The 17,833-nt window shown below is 59.0% G+C and carries 17 protein-coding genes; all 17 read right to left on the bottom strand.

What is annotated here, in order from left to right; all coding sequences use genetic code 11:
- Window positions 1-68 precede the first annotated feature (68 nt).
- The 17 genes from glmS to mnmE all read right to left on the bottom strand — a co-directional run bounded on the left by glmS (window position 69) and on the right by mnmE (window position 17,825).
- Complete coding sequence (gene glmS / locus NRG23_RS19275; RefSeq protein WP_257371704.1) at window positions 69-1,901, bottom strand: glutamine--fructose-6-phosphate transaminase (isomerizing); 1,833 nt, start codon at window positions 1,899-1,901, stop codon at window positions 69-71.
- Between the two features lie 10 nt (window positions 1,902-1,911).
- A complete protein-coding gene (locus NRG23_RS19270; RefSeq protein WP_007924514.1) occupies window positions 1,912-2,679 on the bottom strand; it encodes a DeoR/GlpR family DNA-binding transcription regulator in 768 nt (255 codons plus the stop codon).
- A 201-nt stretch (window positions 2,680-2,880) separates the two neighbouring features.
- The gene (gene glmU / locus NRG23_RS19265; RefSeq protein ID WP_009051695.1) at window positions 2,881-4,248 is read right to left on the bottom strand and encodes a bifunctional UDP-N-acetylglucosamine diphosphorylase/glucosamine-1-phosphate N-acetyltransferase GlmU; all 1,368 of its coding nucleotides are present in this window, start codon (window positions 4,246-4,248) and stop codon (window positions 2,881-2,883) included.
- Window positions 4,249-4,362: 114 nt separating this feature from the next.
- On the bottom strand, window positions 4,363-4,788 hold the full coding sequence (locus tag NRG23_RS19260; protein WP_009051696.1) for a F0F1 ATP synthase subunit epsilon: 426 nt from the start codon (window positions 4,786-4,788) through the stop codon (window positions 4,363-4,365).
- Window positions 4,789-4,833: 45 nt separating this feature from the next.
- The gene (gene atpD / locus NRG23_RS19255; RefSeq protein ID WP_009051697.1) at window positions 4,834-6,210 is read right to left on the bottom strand and encodes a F0F1 ATP synthase subunit beta; all 1,377 of its coding nucleotides are present in this window, start codon (window positions 6,208-6,210) and stop codon (window positions 4,834-4,836) included.
- Window positions 6,211-6,237: 27 nt separating this feature from the next.
- On the bottom strand, window positions 6,238-7,098 hold the full coding sequence (gene atpG / locus NRG23_RS19250; RefSeq protein WP_007924507.1) for a F0F1 ATP synthase subunit gamma: 861 nt from the start codon (window positions 7,096-7,098) through the stop codon (window positions 6,238-6,240).
- A gap of 50 nt (window positions 7,099-7,148) precedes the next feature.
- The gene (gene atpA / locus NRG23_RS19245) at window positions 7,149-8,693 is read right to left on the bottom strand and encodes a F0F1 ATP synthase subunit alpha (RefSeq protein ID WP_257371700.1); all 1,545 of its coding nucleotides are present in this window, start codon (window positions 8,691-8,693) and stop codon (window positions 7,149-7,151) included.
- Between the two features lie 21 nt (window positions 8,694-8,714).
- Window positions 8,715-9,251 (bottom strand): F0F1 ATP synthase subunit delta, encoded by a 537-nt coding sequence (locus NRG23_RS19240; protein WP_007924505.1) that lies wholly within the window; start codon window positions 9,249-9,251, stop codon window positions 8,715-8,717.
- A 12-nt stretch (window positions 9,252-9,263) separates the two neighbouring features.
- Window positions 9,264-9,734, bottom strand: a complete 471-nt coding sequence (locus NRG23_RS19235) for a F0F1 ATP synthase subunit B (protein ID WP_007924504.1) — start codon at window positions 9,732-9,734, stop codon at window positions 9,264-9,266.
- Between the two features lie 57 nt (window positions 9,735-9,791).
- Window positions 9,792-10,049 (bottom strand): F0F1 ATP synthase subunit C, encoded by a 258-nt coding sequence (gene atpE / locus NRG23_RS19230; protein ID WP_002555987.1) that lies wholly within the window; start codon window positions 10,047-10,049, stop codon window positions 9,792-9,794.
- A 133-nt stretch (window positions 10,050-10,182) separates the two neighbouring features.
- Window positions 10,183-11,052, bottom strand: coding sequence for a F0F1 ATP synthase subunit A (gene atpB / locus NRG23_RS19225; protein WP_007924498.1), 870 nt, complete (start codon window positions 11,050-11,052; stop codon window positions 10,183-10,185).
- A gap of 16 nt (window positions 11,053-11,068) precedes the next feature.
- Window positions 11,069-11,476 carry a F0F1 ATP synthase subunit I gene (locus NRG23_RS19220; protein WP_016703952.1) on the bottom strand — a complete coding sequence of 136 codons (408 nt, stop codon included), beginning with the start codon at window positions 11,474-11,476 and terminating at the stop codon, window positions 11,069-11,071.
- Window positions 11,477-11,624: 148 nt separating this feature from the next.
- Window positions 11,625-12,497, bottom strand: coding sequence for a ParB/RepB/Spo0J family partition protein (locus NRG23_RS19215; protein WP_009051699.1), 873 nt, complete (start codon window positions 12,495-12,497; stop codon window positions 11,625-11,627).
- Window positions 12,498-12,506: 9 nt separating this feature from the next.
- Entirely contained in the window at window positions 12,507-13,304 is a 798-nt protein-coding gene (locus NRG23_RS19210; protein ID WP_009051700.1) for a ParA family protein, read from the bottom strand.
- A gap of 18 nt (window positions 13,305-13,322) precedes the next feature.
- Window positions 13,323-13,967 carry a 16S rRNA (guanine(527)-N(7))-methyltransferase RsmG gene (gene rsmG, locus NRG23_RS19205; protein ID WP_009051701.1) on the bottom strand — a complete coding sequence of 215 codons (645 nt, stop codon included), beginning with the start codon at window positions 13,965-13,967 and terminating at the stop codon, window positions 13,323-13,325.
- Window positions 13,964-15,856 carry a tRNA uridine-5-carboxymethylaminomethyl(34) synthesis enzyme MnmG gene (gene mnmG / locus NRG23_RS19200; protein WP_009051702.1) on the bottom strand — a complete coding sequence of 631 codons (1,893 nt, stop codon included), beginning with the start codon at window positions 15,854-15,856 and terminating at the stop codon, window positions 13,964-13,966. The genes rsmG and mnmG overlap by 4 nt, the downstream gene beginning before the upstream one ends.
- A gap of 598 nt (window positions 15,857-16,454) precedes the next feature.
- On the bottom strand, window positions 16,455-17,825 hold the full coding sequence (gene mnmE / locus NRG23_RS19195; RefSeq protein WP_257371689.1) for a tRNA uridine-5-carboxymethylaminomethyl(34) synthesis GTPase MnmE: 1,371 nt from the start codon (window positions 17,823-17,825) through the stop codon (window positions 16,455-16,457).
- Window positions 17,826-17,833 lie beyond the last annotated feature (8 nt).

The raw sequence follows: 17,833 nt of genomic DNA, 5'->3' as shown, positions 1-17,833 counted from the left end.
GAGACTGACTTATTTATTCCGAGACTGACTTATTTGTTTAAGATCAAATCAGCCCGGTTGTGGATAACTCACTCCACCGTCACCGACTTGGCCAGGTTGCGCGGCTGGTCGACGTCAGTGCCCTTGAGCACCGCGACGTAATACGACAGCAGTTGCAGCGGGATGGTGTAGAGGATCGGCGACAGGATGTCGTGGATATGCGGCATGTGGATAACATGCGTGCCCTCGCCGTTGGTCATGCCGGCCTGCTCGTCGGCGAAGACGATCAGCTCGCCGCCACGGGCGCGGACTTCCTGCAGGTTGGACTTGAGCTTTTCCAGCAGCTCGTTGTTCGGCGCTACGGTGACCACCGGCATGTCGTTATCCACAAGGGCCAACGGACCGTGCTTGAGCTCGCCGGCCGGGTAGGCTTCGGCGTGGATGTAGGAGATTTCCTTGAGCTTGAGCGCCCCTTCCATCGCCACCGGGAATTGCGCGCCGCGACCGAGGAACAGGGTGTGGTGCTTCTCGGCGAACAGCTCGGCGGTTTTTTCCACTGTGCTGTCCATCGCCAGGGCTTCGCCCAGGCGGGTCGGCAAGCGCCGCAGTTCTTCCACCAGGGTGGCTTCGACGCCTTCGCCCAGGGTACCGCGGACCTGGCCCAGCGACAGGGTCAGCAACAGCAGGCCCACCAGCTGGGTGGTGAAGGCTTTGGTGGAGGCCACGCCGATCTCGCGACCGGCCTGGGTCAGCAGGGTCAGGTCGGATTCACGCACCAGCGAGCTGATGCCGACGTTGCAGATCGCCAGGCTGGCGAGGAAACCCAGCTCCTTGGCATTACGCAGGGCGGCCAGGGTGTCGGCAGTTTCGCCGGACTGGGAGATGGTCACGAACAGGGTGTCCGGCTGCACCACCACCTTGCGGTAGCGGAATTCGCTGGCCACTTCGACCTGGCACGGAATCCCGGCCAGCTCTTCCAGCCAGTAACGGGCAACCATGCCGGCGTGGTAGCTGGTACCGCAGGCGACGATCTGCACATTGCGCACTTTGGCGAACAGCTCGGCGGCCTGTGGACCGAAGGCCTGGACCAGCACCTGGTTCGAGCTCAGGCGGCCTTCGAGGGTGCGTTGCACCACGGCTGGCTGTTCATGGATTTCCTTGAGCATGAAGTGGCGGAACTCGCCTTTCTCGGCGGCTTCGGCACCGTCGCGGTATTGCACGGCTTCGCGTTCCACCGCTTTGCCATCGACATTCCAGATCTGCACGCTGTCGCGGCGAATCTCGGCGATATCGCCCTCTTCCAGGTACATGAAGCGGTCGGTTACCTGGCGCAGGGCCAGTTGGTCGGAAGCCAGGAAGTTCTCACCCAGGCCCAGGCCGATCACCAGCGGGCTGCCACTGCGGGCGGCGACCAGGCGGTCCGGCTGGCTGGCGCTGATCACAGCCAGGCCATAGGCGCCGTGCAGCTCCTTGACGGTGGCTTTCAGGGCCACGGTCAGGTCGCCCAGGTCCTTGATCTTGTGGTCCAGCAGGTGAGCGATGACTTCGGTGTCGGTGTCCGAAGTGAACACGTAACCCAGGCCTTTGAGCTGCTCGCGCAGGGCTTCATGGTTCTCGATGATGCCGTTATGGACAACTGCCAGGTCACCGGAGAAATGCGGGTGGGCGTTGCGTTCGCACGGCGCGCCGTGAGTGGCCCAGCGGGTGTGGGCGATGCCCAGACGACCGATTAATGGTTCGCTGGCCAGGGCCTGTTCCAGTTCGCTGACCTTGCCCGGACGACGCAGGCGCTCAAGCTTGCCATCGTTGGTCAGGACCGCCACCCCGGCGCTGTCATAGCCACGGTATTCGAGGCGCTTGAGGCCTTCGAGCAGGATGGGCGTGATATTCCGTTCAGCAACGGCACCGACAATTCCACACATGGTTTCTCTCCTAGATGACTGCCGCGCAAATCAGCGTGATGCCGCGGGCCTGAATCTGGTCGCGGGCCTCTGCAGGCAGGCGATCATCGGTAATAAGGGTATGGACGCTGCTCCAGGGCAGCTCCAGGTTGGGAATCTTGCGGCCGATCTTGTCGGCCTCGACCATCACCACGACTTCCCGCGCCACCTCGGCCATCACCCGGCTCAGGCCGAGCAACTCGTTGAAGGTGGTGGTCCCGCGCACCAGATCGATGCCATCGGCACCGATAAACAGCTGGTCGAAGTCGTAGGAACGCAATACCTGCTCGGCGACCTGCCCCTGGAACGACTCGGAATGCGGGTCCCAGGTGCCGCCGGTCATCAACAGCACCGGCTCGTGCTCCAGTTCGCTCAGGGCATTGGCCACATGCAGCGAGTTGGTCATCACCACCAGGCCCGGCTGCTGGCCGAGTTCGGGGATCATGGCCGCGGTGGTACTGCCGCTGTCGATGATGATGCGTGCGTGTTCGCGAATCCGCGCCACCGCCGCGCGGGCGATGGCTTGTTTATAGCGGGAGACCGGCTGGCCAATATCGCCAACCAGTTCCTGCGGCATGGTGATTGCGCCGCCGTAGCGCCGCAGCAACAGGCCGTTGCTCTCCAGCGCTGCCAGGTCCTTACGGATCGTAACTTCCGAAGTTTCGAAGCGTTTAGCCAGCTCGTCCACGCTCACCTCGCCCTGTTCATTGAGCAAGGCAAGAATGTTGTGACGGCGTTGGGGCGTATTGCGTTTCGACATGAGCACTTAAGTTTCGATTCGAAAGATAACGGAAGCAATCAAAACCTATTGCCGGAAATTCGTCAAGCGAGGGAAATGAAAAAATGCTGTGGATAAAAGCATCGCGGGCAAGCCTCGCTCCTACAGACAGTGATATCTGTAGGAGCGAGGCTTGCCCGCGAAAGCAATCTCGAGAGCACCGACCACTGTGTTGTGGATAACTCAGCTCTTCTTGATTTTCACCGGGCGTTTCCAGCCGTCGATGTTCTTCTGCCGGGCACGGGCCACGGCCAGCTGGGCTTTTTCCACAGTCTGGTTGATGGTGGAACCGGCCGCCGTAGTGGCGCCATCCTGGATATCCACAGGTGCCACCAACGAGTTGTTGGAACCGATGAATACGTCTTCGCCCAGCACCGTCCGATGCTTGTTGGCGCCATCGTAGTTGCAGGTAATGGTGCCGGCGCCGATATTGCTGCGCGCACCGATCTCGGCATCGCCCAGGTAGGCCAGGTGACCGGCCTTGGCGCCCTCGCCCATGTGCGCGTTCTTCAACTCGACAAAGTTACCCACATGGGCACGGGCATCCAGGACGGTACCCGGACGCAGGCGGGCGAACGGACCGGCATCGCTGCCCTCGCCCAGCACAGCGCCTTCAATATGGCTGTTGGCCTTGATCACCACGCCCTTGCGCAGGGTGCTGTCCTTGATCACGCAGTTCGGGCCGATCACCACGTCGTCCTCGATGACCACGCGACCTTCGAGAATCACGTTGATGTCGATCAGCACGTCGCGGCCGACGCTGACTTCGCCACGCACGTCGAAACGTGCGGGATCACGCAGGGTCACGCCCTGGGCCATCAGGCGACGGGCCGCCCGCAGCTGGTAATGACGCTCCAGCTCGGCCAACTGCTTGCGATCGTTGGCGCCCTGCACTTCCATGGCATCGTGGGGTTGCTCGGTGGCCACCGCCAGGCCGTCGCTGACCGCCATGGCGATCACGTCGGTCAGGTAATACTCGCCCTGGGCGTTGTTGTTCGACAGTCGGCTCATCCAATCGCCGAGGCGATTGGCCGGTACCGCGAGAATGCCGGTGTTGCCTTCGGTGATCGCGCGCTGGGCTTCATTGGTGTCCTTCTGCTCGACGATGGCGGCCACCTTGCCGGCAGCGTCACGCACGATGCGGCCGTAACCGGTCGGATCGGCCAGCTCGACAGTGAGCAGGCCCAGTTGCTCAGGGCCTGCCTGCTTGAGCAAGCGTTGCAGGGTTTCCACCTCGATCAGCGGCACATCGCCGTACAGGATCAGCACGGTGTCGGCGGTAATGAAGGGTACGGCCTGGGCTACGGCGTGACCGGTGCCGAGCTGCTTGTCCTGCAGCACGAAATTCAGGTCATCCGCCGCCAGGCGCTCGCGCACCGCATCGGCACCGTGACCGATGACGACATGGATGCGTTGTGGATCGAGTTGCCGGGCGCTGTGGATAACATGACCAAGCATGGAGTTGCCTGCCACCGGATGCAGAACCTTAGGCAACGACGAACGCATGCGAGTGCCTTGACCGGCAGCGAGAATAACGATTTCAAGAGACATGACTGGCTACCAATCCTGGGTGGTCGGCGGCTGCGACCAAGAGGTGAATTACAAAAAAGAAAAAAGGGTAGCCGAGGCTACCCTTTTTAATCAATCACGCGGAAATCCCGCGGCTTAGCCGCCGAACTTCTTGCGGATCTGCTGGACGGTGCGCAGCTGGGCTGCGGCCTCGGCCAGACGTGCAGCAGCGGCACCGTAGTCGAACTCCGAGCCTTTTTCATGCAAGGCCTTCTCGGCAGCCTTGACGGCTTCCTGAGCGGAGGCTTCGTCCAGGTCGGCAGCACGCTGCACGGTGTCGGCAAGAACCTTGACCATGTTCGGCTGAACCTCGAGGAAACCACCGGAGATGTAGAACACCTCGGTTTCCCCGCCCTGTTTGATCAAGCGGATCGGACCTGGTTTCAGGTTAGTGATCAGCGGAGCGTGACCCAGGGCGATACCAAGATCCCCCAGCTCACCGTGTGCGATCACCATCTCGACCAGACCGGAGAAGATTTCTCCTTCCGCGCTGACGATATCGCAATGGACTGTCATAGCCATCTGCTTGCCTCAACCTAAATTAGCGCCCGTTGCCGGGCGCCGGGATTACAGTTTCTTGGCTTTCTCGATCGCTTCTTCGATGCCACCAACCATGTAGAACGCTTGTTCTGGCAGATGGTCGTAGTCACCGTTGAGGATGCCTTTGAAGCCAGCGATGGTGTCTTTCAGGGAAACGTATTTGCCTGGAGAACCAGTGAAGACTTCAGCCACGAAGAACGGCTGCGACAGGAAGCGCTGGATCTTACGAGCGCGGGATACCAGTTGCTTGTCGGCTTCGGACAGTTCGTCCATACCCAGGATCGCAATGATGTCCTTCAGCTCTTTGTAGCGCTGCAGCACGTACTGAACGCCACGAGCGGTTTCGTAGTGCTCGGTGCCGATCACGTTCGGGTCCAGCTGACGGGAAGTCGAGTCCAGTGGGTCTACCGCTGGGTAGATACCCAGGGAAGCGATGTCACGGGACAGAACGACGGTGGCGTCCAAGTGGGCGAAGGTGGTCGCTGGCGACGGGTCGGTCAAGTCGTCCGCAGGTACGTATACCGCTTGGATCGAGGTGATCGAGCCTTGCTTGGTCGAAGTGATACGTTCTTGCAGAACGCCCATCTCTTCAGCCAGGGTCGGCTGGTAACCTACTGCCGAAGGCATACGGCCCAGCAGTGCGGATACTTCGGTACCGGCCAGGGTGTAACGATAGATGTTGTCGACGAACAGCAGAACGTCGTTACCTTCGTCACGGAACTTCTCGGCCATGGTCAGGCCGGTCAGAGCTACGCGCAGACGGTTTCCCGGCGGCTCGTTCATCTGGCCGTATACCAGTGCCACTTTGTCCAGAACGTTGGAATCCTTCATCTCGTGGTAGAAGTCGTTACCCTCACGAGTACGCTCACCCACACCGGCGAACACGGAATAACCGCTGTGCTCGATGGCGATGTTACGGATCAGTTCCATCATGTTTACGGTTTTGCCCACACCGGCACCACCGAACAGACCGACTTTACCGCCCTTGGCGAACGGGCAAACCAGGTCGATAACCTTGATGCCGGTTTCCAGCAGGTCGTTGCCGCCAGCTTGTTCAGCGAAGGTCGGCGCAGGACGGTGAATGCCCCAACGCTCTTCTTCACCGATCGGGCCAGCTTCGTCGATCGGGTTGCCCAGTACGTCCATGATCCGGCCCAGGGTCGCTTTACCGACCGGTACGGAGATGGCTGCGCCAGTGTTGTTGACGTCCAGACCGCGCTTCAAGCCCTCGGTGGAGCCCATCGCAATGGTACGTACCACGCCGTCACCCAGCTGCTGCTGAACTTCCAGAGTGGTTTCGGCGCCTTGAACCTTCAAGGCGTCGTAGATGCTCGGTACGCTGTCGCGTGGAAATTCCACGTCGATAACGGCGCCGATGATTTGAACGATACGTCCGCTACTCATAGCTGGATCCTCTGAATATTTGAACCGTTAAACCGCGGCAGCGCCGCCGACGATTTCCGAGATCTCTTGGGTGATCGCAGCCTGACGCGCCTTGTTGTAGATCAGCTGCAAATCGCTGATCAAATCACCGGCGTTGTCGGTAGCGTTCTTCATCGCGATCATCCGCGCAGCTTGTTCAGCCGCGTTGTTCTCGACCACCGCCTGGTAGACCTGCGACTCCACGTAGCGAACCATCAAGCCGTCAAGCAGCTCTTTGGCGTCCGGTTCGTAGAGATAGTCCCAGTGGTGCTTGAGTTCTTGATCCGGGGTTGCCACCAGCGGAATCAACTGCTCCACCGTAGGCTGCTGCGTCATGGTGTTGATGAACTTGTTGGACACCACGGACAGGCGGTCAATCCGGCCGTCCAGGTAGGCATCCAGCATCACCTTGACGCTGCCGATCAGATCATTGATCGACGGCTCTTCACCCAGGTGGCTGATTGCAGCGACGACGTTACCGCCGAAGTTACGGAAAAAAGCCGCACCTTTGCTGCCAACCACGCACAGATCGATCTCGACGCCATTTTCGCGGTTTACCGCCATGTCCTTGACCAAAGCCTTGAACAGGTTGGTATTCAAACCACCGCACAGACCACGGTCACTGCTCACCACGATATAACCGACGCGCTTGATGGCACGGTCGATCATGAACGGGTGGCGATATTCCGGGTTGGCGTTGGCCAGATGACCAATAACCTGGCGGATGCGCTCCGCGTAAGGACGGCTAGCAGCCATGCGCATTTGTGCCTTGCGCATTTTGCTGACCGCCACTTTTTCCATGGCGCTGGTAATCTTTTGCGTGCTTTTGATGCTCGCAATCTTACTGCGAATCTCTTTTGCGCCTGCCATGTAACACCTATCAGGTTAGCAAGCGGGAGCCTCGCGGCCCCCGCTGCGGCTTACCAGGTTTGGGTGGCCTTGAACTTCTCGATACCGGCTTTCAGGCCAGCGTCGATTTCGTCATTGAAGTCACCCTTCACGTTGATCTTCGCCATCAAATCGGCGTGATCGCGGTTGAAGTAAGCAATCAGCGCTTGTTCGAAGCTGCCGATCTTGGCGATTTCGACGTCAGTCAGGAACCCACGTTCAGCGGCATACAGCGACAGCGACATGTCAGCGATGGGCATAGGCGCGTATTGCTTCTGCTTCATCAGCTCGGTAACGCGCTGACCGTGTTCAAGTTGCTTACGGGTCGCTTCGTCCAGGTCAGAAGCGAACTGGGCGAATGCCGCCAGTTCACGGTACTGAGCCAGAGCGGTACGGATACCACCGGACAGCTTCTTGATGATCTTGGTCTGAGCGGCACCACCTACACGGGATACCGAAACACCGGCGTTCACTGCCGGACGGATGCCGGAGTTGAACATGGCCGATTCCAGGAAGATCTGACCGTCGGTGATGGAAATCACGTTGGTCGGAACGAACGCGGAAACGTCGCCAGCCTGGGTTTCGATGATCGGCAGTGCGGTCAGGGAACCGGTCTTGCCAGTTACCGCGCCGTTGGTGAACTTCTCTACGTACTCTTCCGAAACGCGGGATGCGCGCTCCAGCAGACGGGAGTGGAGATAGAACACGTCGCCTGGGTAAGCTTCACGGCCTGGTGGACGGCGCAGCAGCAGGGAAATCTGGCGGTAAGCCACTGCTTGCTTGGACAGATCGTCATAAACGATCAGCGCGTCTTCACCGCGGTCGCGGAAGTATTCGCCCATGGTGCAACCGGAGTACGGTGCCAGGAATTGCAGGGCAGCGGATTCGGAAGCACTGGCAGCCACGATGATGGTGTTGGCCAGAGCGCCGTTTTCTTCCAGCTTGCGAACAACGTTGGCGATGGTCGATTGCTTCTGACCCACTGCTACGTATACGCAGAAGATGCCGCTGTCTTTCTGGTTGATGATCGCGTCGATCGCCAGAGCGGTCTTACCGATCTGACGGTCACCGATGATCAGCTCACGCTGGCCACGGCCGACTGGGATCATGGCATCGACAGCCTTGTAGCCAGTCTGTACAGGCTGGTCTACCGACTTACGCCAGATCACGCCTGGAGCAACTTTCTCGACCGCGTCGGTCTCGGTGTTGTTCAGCGGACCTTTGCCGTCAACTGGGTTACCCAGTGCGTCGACTACGCGCCCCAGCAGTTCCTTACCAACCGGAACTTCGAGGATGCGGCCGGTGCACTTGGCGCTCATGCCTTCAGCCAGAGTCGTGTATGCGCCCAGTACAACGGCACCTACGGAGTCTTGCTCGAGGTTGAGTGCCATACCGTAGACACCGCCCGGAAACTCGATCATCTCGCCGTACATGACGTCGGCCAGACCGTGAATCCGCACGATACCGTCAGAAACGCTGACGACAGTGCCTTCGTTACGGGCTTGAGAGGTCACATCGAGCTTTTCGATGCGGCCCTTGATAATTTCACTTATTTCGGAAGGATTGAGTTGCTGCATTGCTCTGCTGCCCCTTCAAACTCAAGATTTCAATGCTTCGGCAAGTTTCGCGATTTTGCCGCGAATCGAGCCATCGATAACCAGGTCGCCGGCGCGGATGACGACACCACCAATCAGGGCAGCGTCCTCCGCAACTTGCAGGCGCACTTCCCGGTCGAGTCGTGCACTGAGAACCTTGGCGAGTTTGTCTTGCTGTTCTTGGTTCAACGCAAAAGCACTGGTGACTTCCACATCTACCGACTTCTCTTGCTCGGCCTTGTACAGGTCGAACAGAGCGGCGATCTCCGGCAGAAGCAGGAGACGGTCGTTTTCGGCAACGACGTGGATGAAATTCTGTGCCTTGGCATCGAACTTGTCGCCGCACACGTCGATAAACGTGGCGGCCTTGTCTGCGCTCGTCAGTCGCGGGGCCTTGAGCACGCGCCGCATGGTGTCGTCTTGCGACACCGCTGCAGCCAGGCCGAGCATGGCTGACCAAGAGGCCAGCTGCTGGTGGGCCTGAGCGTGCTCGAAGGCCGCCTTAGCGTAAGGTCGGGCCAACGTGGTCAGTTCTGCCATGATCGCCCTCGCTTAAATTTCAGCAGCCAGTTTGTTAACCAGCTCCGCGTGCGCGTTTTGATCGATTGTGGCGCCCAGGATCTTCTCGGCGCCGCCAACGGCCAGCACACCCAGTTGGGCACGCAGCGCGTCTTTGACACTGTTCAGTTCCTGCTCGATCTCGGCCTGAGCCTGAACCTTCACACGGTCAGCGTCGACACGGGCTTTTTCAACAGCCTCTTCGACGATCTGGTTACCGCGTTTCTTGGCTTGCTCAATGATTTCGGCTGCCTGAGCTTTTGCTTCGCGCAGTTGCTGACCCGCTTTCTCTTGGGCCAGTTCCAGGTCGCGAGCTGCTCGGCTGGCAGCGTCCAGTCCATCCGCGATCTTCTTCTGACGTTCGTGCAAAGCCGCGATGACCGGAGGCCACACGAACTTCATGCAAAACAGTACAAAAATGAAGAACGCAACGGACTGGCCAATCAGGGTTGCATTAATGTTCACGCCAACACCTCGCTCGTTCGTTGTCCATCACACCAATCAACTCGAAAATTCGAGTGATTAGCCAGCGAGTTGACCAACGAAGGGGTTCGCGAAGGTGAAGAACAGAGCGATACCAACGCCGATCATGGTTACGGCGTCGAGCAGGCCGGCAACGATGAACATTTTAACTTGCAGCATTGGAACCATCTCTGGCTGACGCGCAGCGCCTTCCAGGAACTTGCCACCCAACAGGCCGAAACCAATTGCGGTACCCAGTGCGCCCAGGCCGATCAACAGTGCAACAGCGATAGCGGTTAGACCAACTACAGTTTCCATCTTTCCTCCCGACTTTTACGTCGTATGGTTTAGGTTTTTTAGATTAAAGCGGTAAAACAAATCGTTTCATCGTGCCCTAGACGGGCCCCCTCCCGTTTGACCGGGAGGGACATCAGACTGATCGAGACCGGTCTTAATGGTTCTCTTCGTGCGCCATCGACAGGTAGACGATGGTCAGCATCATGAAGATAAACGCTTGCAGGGTGATGATCAGGATGTGGAACACAGCCCACGCCCATTGCAGCACCACGCCCAGGCCGCTGAGCCAGAGCAGGCCGCTGCCGAACATCACGGCGATCAGGATGAACACCAGTTCGCCAGCGTACATGTTGCCGAACAGACGCAGTGCCAGGGAGATTGGCTTGGCGATCAGCGTCACGAATTCAAGCAGGAAGTTCACCGGAATCAGCAGCGCCTGAACGAAGATGTTCTTGCTGCCGAACGGGTGCAGGGTCAGTTCGCCGATGAAGCCGCCGATGCCCTTGATCTTGATGCTGTAGAAAATGATCAGTGCGAACACCGAGAAAGCCATGGCCAGCGTGGCGTTCGGGTCGGTAGTCGACACGGCGCGGAACGGAATGTGCGCATCGCCGGAGATCAGGATGGCCAACTGAGGAATCCAGTCGACCGGGATCAGGTCGATGGCGTTCATCAGGAACACCCAGACGAAGATGGTCAGTGCCAGCGGTGCAATCACTGGGCTACGGCCATGGAAGCTGTCTTTCACGCTGCCATCGACGAACTGGACCAATACTTCAACGAAGTTCTGCAAAGCACCTGGCTGACCGGAAGTTGCCTTCTTGGCCGCCATGCGGAAAAGAAGAACGAAGATCAGACCCAACGCCACAGACCAGCCGAGGGTATCGACGTGGAATGCCCAGAAGCCCATTTCTTTGGCTTCTGCTGCGGTGTGGGCAAAGCCCCAGCCGCCATTAGGTAGCTGACCGAAGGTCAGGTTCTGCAAGTGGTGCTGGATATAGCCCGAAGCGGTTGTTTCTGCCATGGTTGCCTCAAACGCCCTAAGGTCTCGAAAGTCTTGTTCTCATAAGCAGGGGAGCGAACCAGCTGACCAGTTGGGTCAGCACGAAGACGCCGAATACAGCTAGCGGCGCCAATGGCTTCACACCTGCGAACGTCAATGCAAAGAGCACTGCCGTCAAAATCAGTTTGCCCGCCTCGCCAGCATAAAAAGACCGGACGATGGCTTGAGCTGCTCGGGCGCCGGAAAACCGAAATGCCCTATGAGCGAAATACACATTGGGTAGCAAGGCTATCAGTCCCCCGCAAAGGCCTGAGTATCCGGCTACGACTCCATGCCATTGCCAGAGCGCCAAGGCGGCCAGCAGTAAAACGACCAATTGAGCCAATAAAACCGGGAAAACCGCCAAGCGATGGAACGGCAAGCGGTTTGGCGTGCGGGTTTCCATCACTCTTGCTCCTCATGGGTCGGCTGCCAGAATTCAATAACTTGGCATAATTTGTGCCGACAAAATGCGCGCAGAGTATAGGGGCGGTTCAGCCCCTATTCAACTGCCGGGTAGTGATTTCCGACTGCACGCTACATGAGGAAATGTTTCAGCGGATGTGTGCAAGGACGCCTTGAAGCTCATCGAGGGAGTTATACCCGATGACCAACTGACCTTTCCCTTTCTTTCCGTGACGAATCTGCACCGCAGAGCCTAGGCGCTCGGCCAGGCGTTGCTCCAGGCGTGCGATATCCGGGTCAGGTTTGACCGGTTCGGCAGGCTGCTGTTTGCCACTCAACCACTGGCGAACCAGGGCTTCGGTCTGGCGTACGGTGAGGCCACGTGCGACAACGTGTCGCGCCCCTTCAACCTGTTGATTTTCCGGCAAACCCAGCAAGGCACGGGCATGACCCATTTCCAGGTCGCCGTGGGACAGCATGGTCTTGATCACTTCAGGCAAAGCGATCAGGCGCAACAAGTTGGCTACGGTGACGCGGGACTTACCCACAGCCTCGGCAACCTGCTGCTGAGTCAGCTGGAATTCCTGCTGCAGGCGCTGCAGGGCAACCGCTTCCTCGATGGGATTGAGATCTTCGCGCTGGATATTCTCGATCAGCGCCATGGCGATGGCGGTTTCGTCCGGCACATCGCGAACCATCGCCGGGATGGTTTCCTGGCCCGCCTGCTGGCTGGCGCGCCAGCGGCGTTCGCCGGCGATGATTTCAAAACGGCCGGAGCCGATCGGACGCACCACGATCGGCTGCATCACGCCCTGACTCTTGATCGAGCTCGCCAGTTCTTCCAGGGCCTGTGGGTCCATGTCCCGGCGCGGCTGATATTTGCCGCGCTGGATCAGGTCCAGCGGCAGATGCTGCAGCTCGCGCACATCGGCTTGCACCGCTTGTTCTTCCAGTGCGCTGACAGTCGGACCACTCAACAGTGCATCCAGTCCACGTCCGAGACCTCGTTTCTTGACGGCCATGGGGATTCCTTAAGTTGGCTGGGCAGCGGCTGCGCGTGAATTTTTCCGTTGCCGACGAACCATCTCGCCAGCGAGGGCCAGATAGGCGATGGCACCGCGGGACTGTTTGTCGTAGGCCAACGCCGGCATGCCATAACTGGGGGCTTCCGCCAGACGGATGTTGCGCGGGATCACCGTGTCGTACAGCTGATCGCCGAAGTGTTCCTTGAGCTGCGCGGACACATCGTTCATCAAGCTTAGCCGCGGGTCGTACATGGTCCGCAGCAGGCCTTCGACCTTGAGGTTCGGATTGAGCAATTCGGAGATGCGCTTGATGTTATCCACAAGGTCGCTCAGCCCTTCGAGCGCAAAGTATTCGCACTGCATGGGGATAATCACCCCATCGGCGGCAACCAGGGCATTGAGCGTGAGCATCGACAGCGACGGTGGGCAGTCGATCAGAATGTAATCGTAGTTTTCCCGGATCGGCGCCAGGGCGCTGCGCAGACGGCTTTCCTTCATCTGCATTTCCAGCAGAACGACTTCCGCGGCGGTCAGGTCGCGGTTCGCCGGCAGCAGTTGATAACCACCGTGCTCGGAGTAGTGCATGGCCTGGGCCAGATCGCATTCGCCGATCAGCAGGTCGTAGACCGAGTTTTCCAGGCCGTGTTTATCCACACCGCTACCCATGGTGGCGTTGCCCTGTGGATCGAGATCGATCAACAGCACCCGGCGCTTGGTAGCAACCAGCGATGCTGCGAGGTTGATGCAGGTGGTGGTCTTGCCCACACCACCTTTCTGGTTCGCTATCGCGAATACCTTAGCCATTCTTGCTTGTGTTCCCAATCATGCCGTGCGGCGCAGTATCAGCAGATGGCGTTGGCCTTGGCAACCGGGTACGGCCAGGGCGTGTTCGCTATCGAGGTGGAAGTCTGCCGGCAATGCTACCAGCTCATCGGCGGGATGAACGCCCTTCATTGCCAGCCAACGTGTATCGCGGTCGCCGAGGTGGCGAGTCCAGTTGGTGAAGTTCTCCATGCTGCTGAACGCCCGGGAAATGATCCCGTTGAACGGCTGCTGCGGTTGGAAAGCTTCGACACGACTGTGGATAACATTCAGGTTATCCAGCTTCAGTTCCAGTTTGACCTGGGTCAGGAAGCGGGTTTTCTTGCCATTGCTGTCCAGACAGGTCACTTGCGAGTCCGGAAACAGGATAGCCAATGGAATGCCCGGCATCCCGCCGCCGCTGCCCACATCCAGCCAGCGACCGTTTTCGATGAACGACATCACACTCAGGCTATCGAGCAGATGACGCGAAACCATTTCATCCGGATCGCGCACGGCGGTCAGGTTGTAAGCCTTGTTCCATTTGATCAACAGGGCCAGATAACCCAGCAGCAATTCGTGCTGGGCTTCTGTCAGGTTGACACCGAGTTGGCGAGCACCTGTGGATAACTCTTCTGCATGTTGCGAGGTGACCTGCGAACTCAAGCGCTTTGCTCCAACTGACGGCCCGCGCCGCGTTTTTTCAAGTGAATCATCAACAGGGAAATCGCCGCCGGTGTAACGCCCGGGATCCGCGAAGCCTGGCCCAGGGTTTCAGGACGCGTGGCGCCGAGCTTGCTCTGGATCTCTTTCGAGAGGCCGGAAATGGTGCTGTAGTCGATATCCACAGGCAGCTTGGTGTCCTCGCTGGCCCGCAGACGAGCGATTTCGTCCTGCTGGCGATCGATGTAGCCAGCGTACTTGGTCTTGATCTCGACCTGTTCGGCAACCTGTGGATCTTCTGCGCCCTGCCCGGTCACTGCGACCAGACCAGCGTAGTCGATTTCCGGACGGCTCAGCAGATTCAGCAAGTTGTACTCATGGGTCAGCGGCGTGCCGAACTTTTCGGCGATCGCATCGCCCTGTTCGGTGCCCGGGCGAACCCAGGTGCTTTTCAAACGTTGCTCTTCCTGGGCAATGCCTTCGCGCTTCTTGCAGAACGCAGCCCAACGGACATCGTCGACCAGACCCAGTTCCCGACCTTTTTCGGTCAGGCGCAGATCGGCGTTGTCTTCGCGCAGGATCAGGCGGTATTCGGCACGGGATGTGAACATCCGATACGGTTCCTGGGTTCCCAGGGTAATCAGGTCGTCGACCAACACACCGATGTAGGCCTCGTCGCGACGTGGGCACCAGCTGTCTTTGCCCTGCGCGCGCAGTGCGGCGTTGGCACCGGCGAGCAACCCCTGAGCGCCGGCCTCTTCGTAGCCGGTGGTGCCGTTGATCTGGCCGGCGAAGAACAGACCACCGATCACCTTGGTTTCCAGGCTGTACTTCAGGTCACGCGGATCGAAATAGTCGTACTCGATGGCGTAGCCAGGGCGCACGATGTGGGCGTTTTCCATGCCACGGATCGATTGCACGATCTGCAACTGCACATCGAACGGCAAGGATGTGGATATCCCGTTCGGGTACAGCTCGTGGGTGGTCAGGCCTTCCGGTTCGATGAAGACCTGATGGCTTTCCTTGTCGGCAAAGCGATGGATCTTGTCTTCGATCGACGGGCAGTAGCGCGGGCCGATTCCCTCGATCACCCCGGAATACATCGGCGAACGATCAAGGTTGGAAGCAATGATCTCGTGGGTACGGGCATTGGTATGGGTGATCCAGCAGCTGACCTGCCGCGGATGCTGCTCTTTCGAGCCCAGGAACGACATCACCGGAATCGGCGTATCGCCCGGTTGTTCGGTCATCACCGAGAAATCCACGGAACGACCATCGATACGCGGCGGCGTACCGGTTTTCAGGCGGCCGACACGTAGCGGCAATTCACGCAGGCGATGGGCCAGGGCGATCGAAGGTGGATCGCCGGCGCGACCGCCGGAATAGTTCTGCATCCCGATGTGGATAAGTCCACCGAGGAAGGTACCGGTGGTCAACACCACGGATTCGGCGAAGAAACGCAGGCCCATTTGGGTCACTACACCGCGAACCTGGTCCTGTTCGACGATCAGGTCATCCGCCGCCTGTTGAAATATCCACAGGTTCGGCTGGTTTTCCAGGATTTCGCGGACAGCGGCCTTGTACAGGATGCGGTCGGCCTGGGCACGGGTAGCGCGCACGGCTGGGCCTTTGCGGCTGTTCAACACCCGAAACTGAATACCACCTTTATCGGTAGCCATGGCCATCGCGCCGCCGAGGGCATCGATTTCTTTGACCAGATGACTTTTACCGATCCCGCCAATCGCGGGATTGCAGCTCATCGCTCCGAGGGTTTCCACGTTGTGCGTCAGCAACAGGGTTTTTGCCCCCATGCGTGCTGATGCAAGTGCTGCCTCGGTACCGGCATGACCGCCGCCGATGACGATCACTTCAAAACGGGAAGGGAAATCCACCACGCACCTCGTGCCTGCTTATATGGGTAAAAAAGGATGGGTTCTTGGGATAACGGACAAGTATAGGGTCTTCGCCCTTCCTAAAGAACCCTTTGCACAAAATTTAACCAGCTGTGGATGACTCACGGACAATAGAAATTAAAAAGAAAGAAATTTATTAAATCTTTGTTTTTATGTTTATTCTTAGGCACCGACCTATCTGTGGATAGATTCATACAGCCCTTTGTTTTCAATGTGTACAGCGATTCAAAAGTCTGTGGTTAGGTGGCAACGAGGCCCTTGGATAACCGGTGTAAGCCTGTGGATTAAAGTGATGCTTATCCACAGAGCGGGTTTTCCTCAGTTTTGACGCTCTGTTATCAACTGAGCCTAAGGGCAGTTATTCACAGGGCTTAATCCACAGAAAAAAGGCTCAGCCGACCAAAGGGCGCCCACGAGAAATCCACCGAAGCGCTCGATGGCGCCCGGCAAACTCGGAAATGGTGGGAAGTACAAAGGATTGCAGGAGCGGGTTCGCCCGTGATGTCGGGCAGAACATCGCCACTGAGCATCACGAGCAACCAAGCCGCTGAACGGCTGCTCCTACAGGAAGATGGGGTTATTTACCGATACAGAAGCTGGAGAAAATCCGGCCCAGCAGGTCGTCCGAGCTGAAAGCGCCGGTAATTTCTCCCAGGGATTGCTGGGCTTGACGCAGGTCTTCAGCCAGCAGCTCGCCGGCGCCGGCCAGGGTCAATTGCGAACGCCCGTGTTCAAGTGCCTTACTGGCGTGGTGCAGGGCTTCCAGGTGACGCCTGCGTGCACTGAAGCTGCTTTCGGACGTCTGCTCGTAACCCATGCAAGCCTTGAGGTGCTCACGCAGCAACTCCAGGCCCTCGCCTCCTGCCTTGGCACTGAGGCTGATAGTCACGTGGCCATCGTCGCTGACTTCCAGGGCAATCGCTTCGCTGGTCAGGTCGGCCTTGTTACGGATCAGCGTAACTTTCGCCGGATCCGGCCGCTGTTCCAGGAACTCCGGCCACAAGGCAAAGGGGTCCAGCGCTTCCGGTGCCATGGCGTCGACCACCAGCAATACGCGGTCTGCCTCGCCAATGGCCTTGAGGGCACGTTCCACACCGATCTTTTCCACCTGGTCTTCGGTATCGCGCAGTCCCGCGGTATCCACAACGTGCAGCGGCATGCCGTCGATGTGGATATGTTCGCGCAGCACATCCCGAGTAGTGCCGGCGATCTCGGTGACGATGGCCGCTTCGCGTCCGGCCAGGGCATTGAGCAGGCTGGACTTGCCGGCATTCGGTCGGCCAGCGATGACCACGGTCATACCGTCACGCAGCAAGGCGCCCTGCCCGGCTTCGCGGACCACGGTGGATAACTCGTCGCGCACGGTGTCGAGCATCTGCAGCACATGGCCATCGGCCAGGAAGTCGATTTCTTCCTCGGGAAAATCGATTGCCGCCTCGACGTAGATGCGCAGCGCGATCAATTGCTCGGTCAGGTTATGCACACGCTTGGAGAACGCTCCCTGCAAAGAGCGCAAGGCATTACGCGCGGCCTGTGCGGAACTGGCCTCGATCAGGTCGGCGATGGCTTCGGCCTGGGCCAGGTCGAGCTTGTCGTTGAGGAAGGCGCGCTCGCTGAATTCCCCCGGCCGGGCCAGGCGACATCCCAACTGCAGGCAGCGCTGCAGCAACATATCCAGGACGATCGGACCGCCGTGGCCCTGAAGTTCCAGTACGTCTTCGCCGGTAAAGGAGTTCGGCCCCGGGAAATACAGGGCGATCCCCTCGTCCAGGACCTCGTCCCGATCGCTGAAAAACGGCCCGTAATGAGCGTAACGCGGTTTCAGCTCGCGGCCGCTGATGGCCTTGGCGGCGACGCTGGCCAGTGGTCCGGAAATACGCACGATGCCCACACCACCACGCCCCTGGGCGGTGGCGACGGCTGCGATGGTTTCACGAGGGACATTCATAACCCGCT

It is taken from the genome of Pseudomonas sp. T8 (assembly GCF_024610635.1).
In the GTDB taxonomy this organism is placed as follows: Bacteria; Pseudomonadota; Gammaproteobacteria; order Pseudomonadales; family Pseudomonadaceae; genus Aquipseudomonas; species Aquipseudomonas chlororaphis_I.
Note: the sequence above shows the minus strand (reverse complement) of the source record. Positions and strands in the feature narration are given on the sequence as shown.

Excerpts from the sequence above, each read along its gene's own strand:
- glmS (WP_257371704.1), bottom strand. The coding sequence starts at position 1,901 with ATGTGTGGAATTGTCGGTGCCGTTGCTGAACGGAATATCACGCCCATC.
- NRG23_RS19270 (WP_007924514.1), bottom strand. The coding sequence starts at position 2,679 with ATGTCGAAACGCAATACGCCCCAACGCCGTCACAACATTCTTGCCTTG.
- glmU (WP_009051695.1), bottom strand. The coding sequence starts at position 4,248 with ATGTCTCTTGAAATCGTTATTCTCGCTGCCGGTCAAGGCACTCGCATG.
- NRG23_RS19260 (WP_009051696.1), bottom strand. The coding sequence starts at position 4,788 with ATGGCTATGACAGTCCATTGCGATATCGTCAGCGCGGAAGGAGAAATC.
- atpD (WP_009051697.1), bottom strand. The coding sequence starts at position 6,210 with ATGAGTAGCGGACGTATCGTTCAAATCATCGGCGCCGTTATCGACGTG.
- atpG (WP_007924507.1), bottom strand. The coding sequence starts at position 7,098 with ATGGCAGGCGCAAAAGAGATTCGCAGTAAGATTGCGAGCATCAAAAGC.
- atpA (WP_257371700.1), bottom strand. The coding sequence starts at position 8,693 with ATGCAGCAACTCAATCCTTCCGAAATAAGTGAAATTATCAAGGGCCGC.
- NRG23_RS19240 (WP_007924505.1), bottom strand. The coding sequence starts at position 9,251 with ATGGCAGAACTGACCACGTTGGCCCGACCTTACGCTAAGGCGGCCTTC.
- atpE (WP_002555987.1), bottom strand. The coding sequence starts at position 10,049 with ATGGAAACTGTAGTTGGTCTAACCGCTATCGCTGTTGCACTGTTGATC.
- atpB (WP_007924498.1), bottom strand. The coding sequence starts at position 11,052 with ATGGCAGAAACAACCGCTTCGGGCTATATCCAGCACCACTTGCAGAAC.
- NRG23_RS19220 (WP_016703952.1), bottom strand. The coding sequence starts at position 11,476 with ATGGAAACCCGCACGCCAAACCGCTTGCCGTTCCATCGCTTGGCGGTT.
- NRG23_RS19215 (WP_009051699.1), bottom strand. The coding sequence starts at position 12,497 with ATGGCCGTCAAGAAACGAGGTCTCGGACGTGGACTGGATGCACTGTTG.
- NRG23_RS19210 (WP_009051700.1), bottom strand. The coding sequence starts at position 13,304 with ATGGCTAAGGTATTCGCGATAGCGAACCAGAAAGGTGGTGTGGGCAAG.
- mnmE (WP_257371689.1), bottom strand. The coding sequence starts at position 17,825 with ATGAATGTCCCTCGTGAAACCATCGCAGCCGTCGCCACCGCCCAGGGG.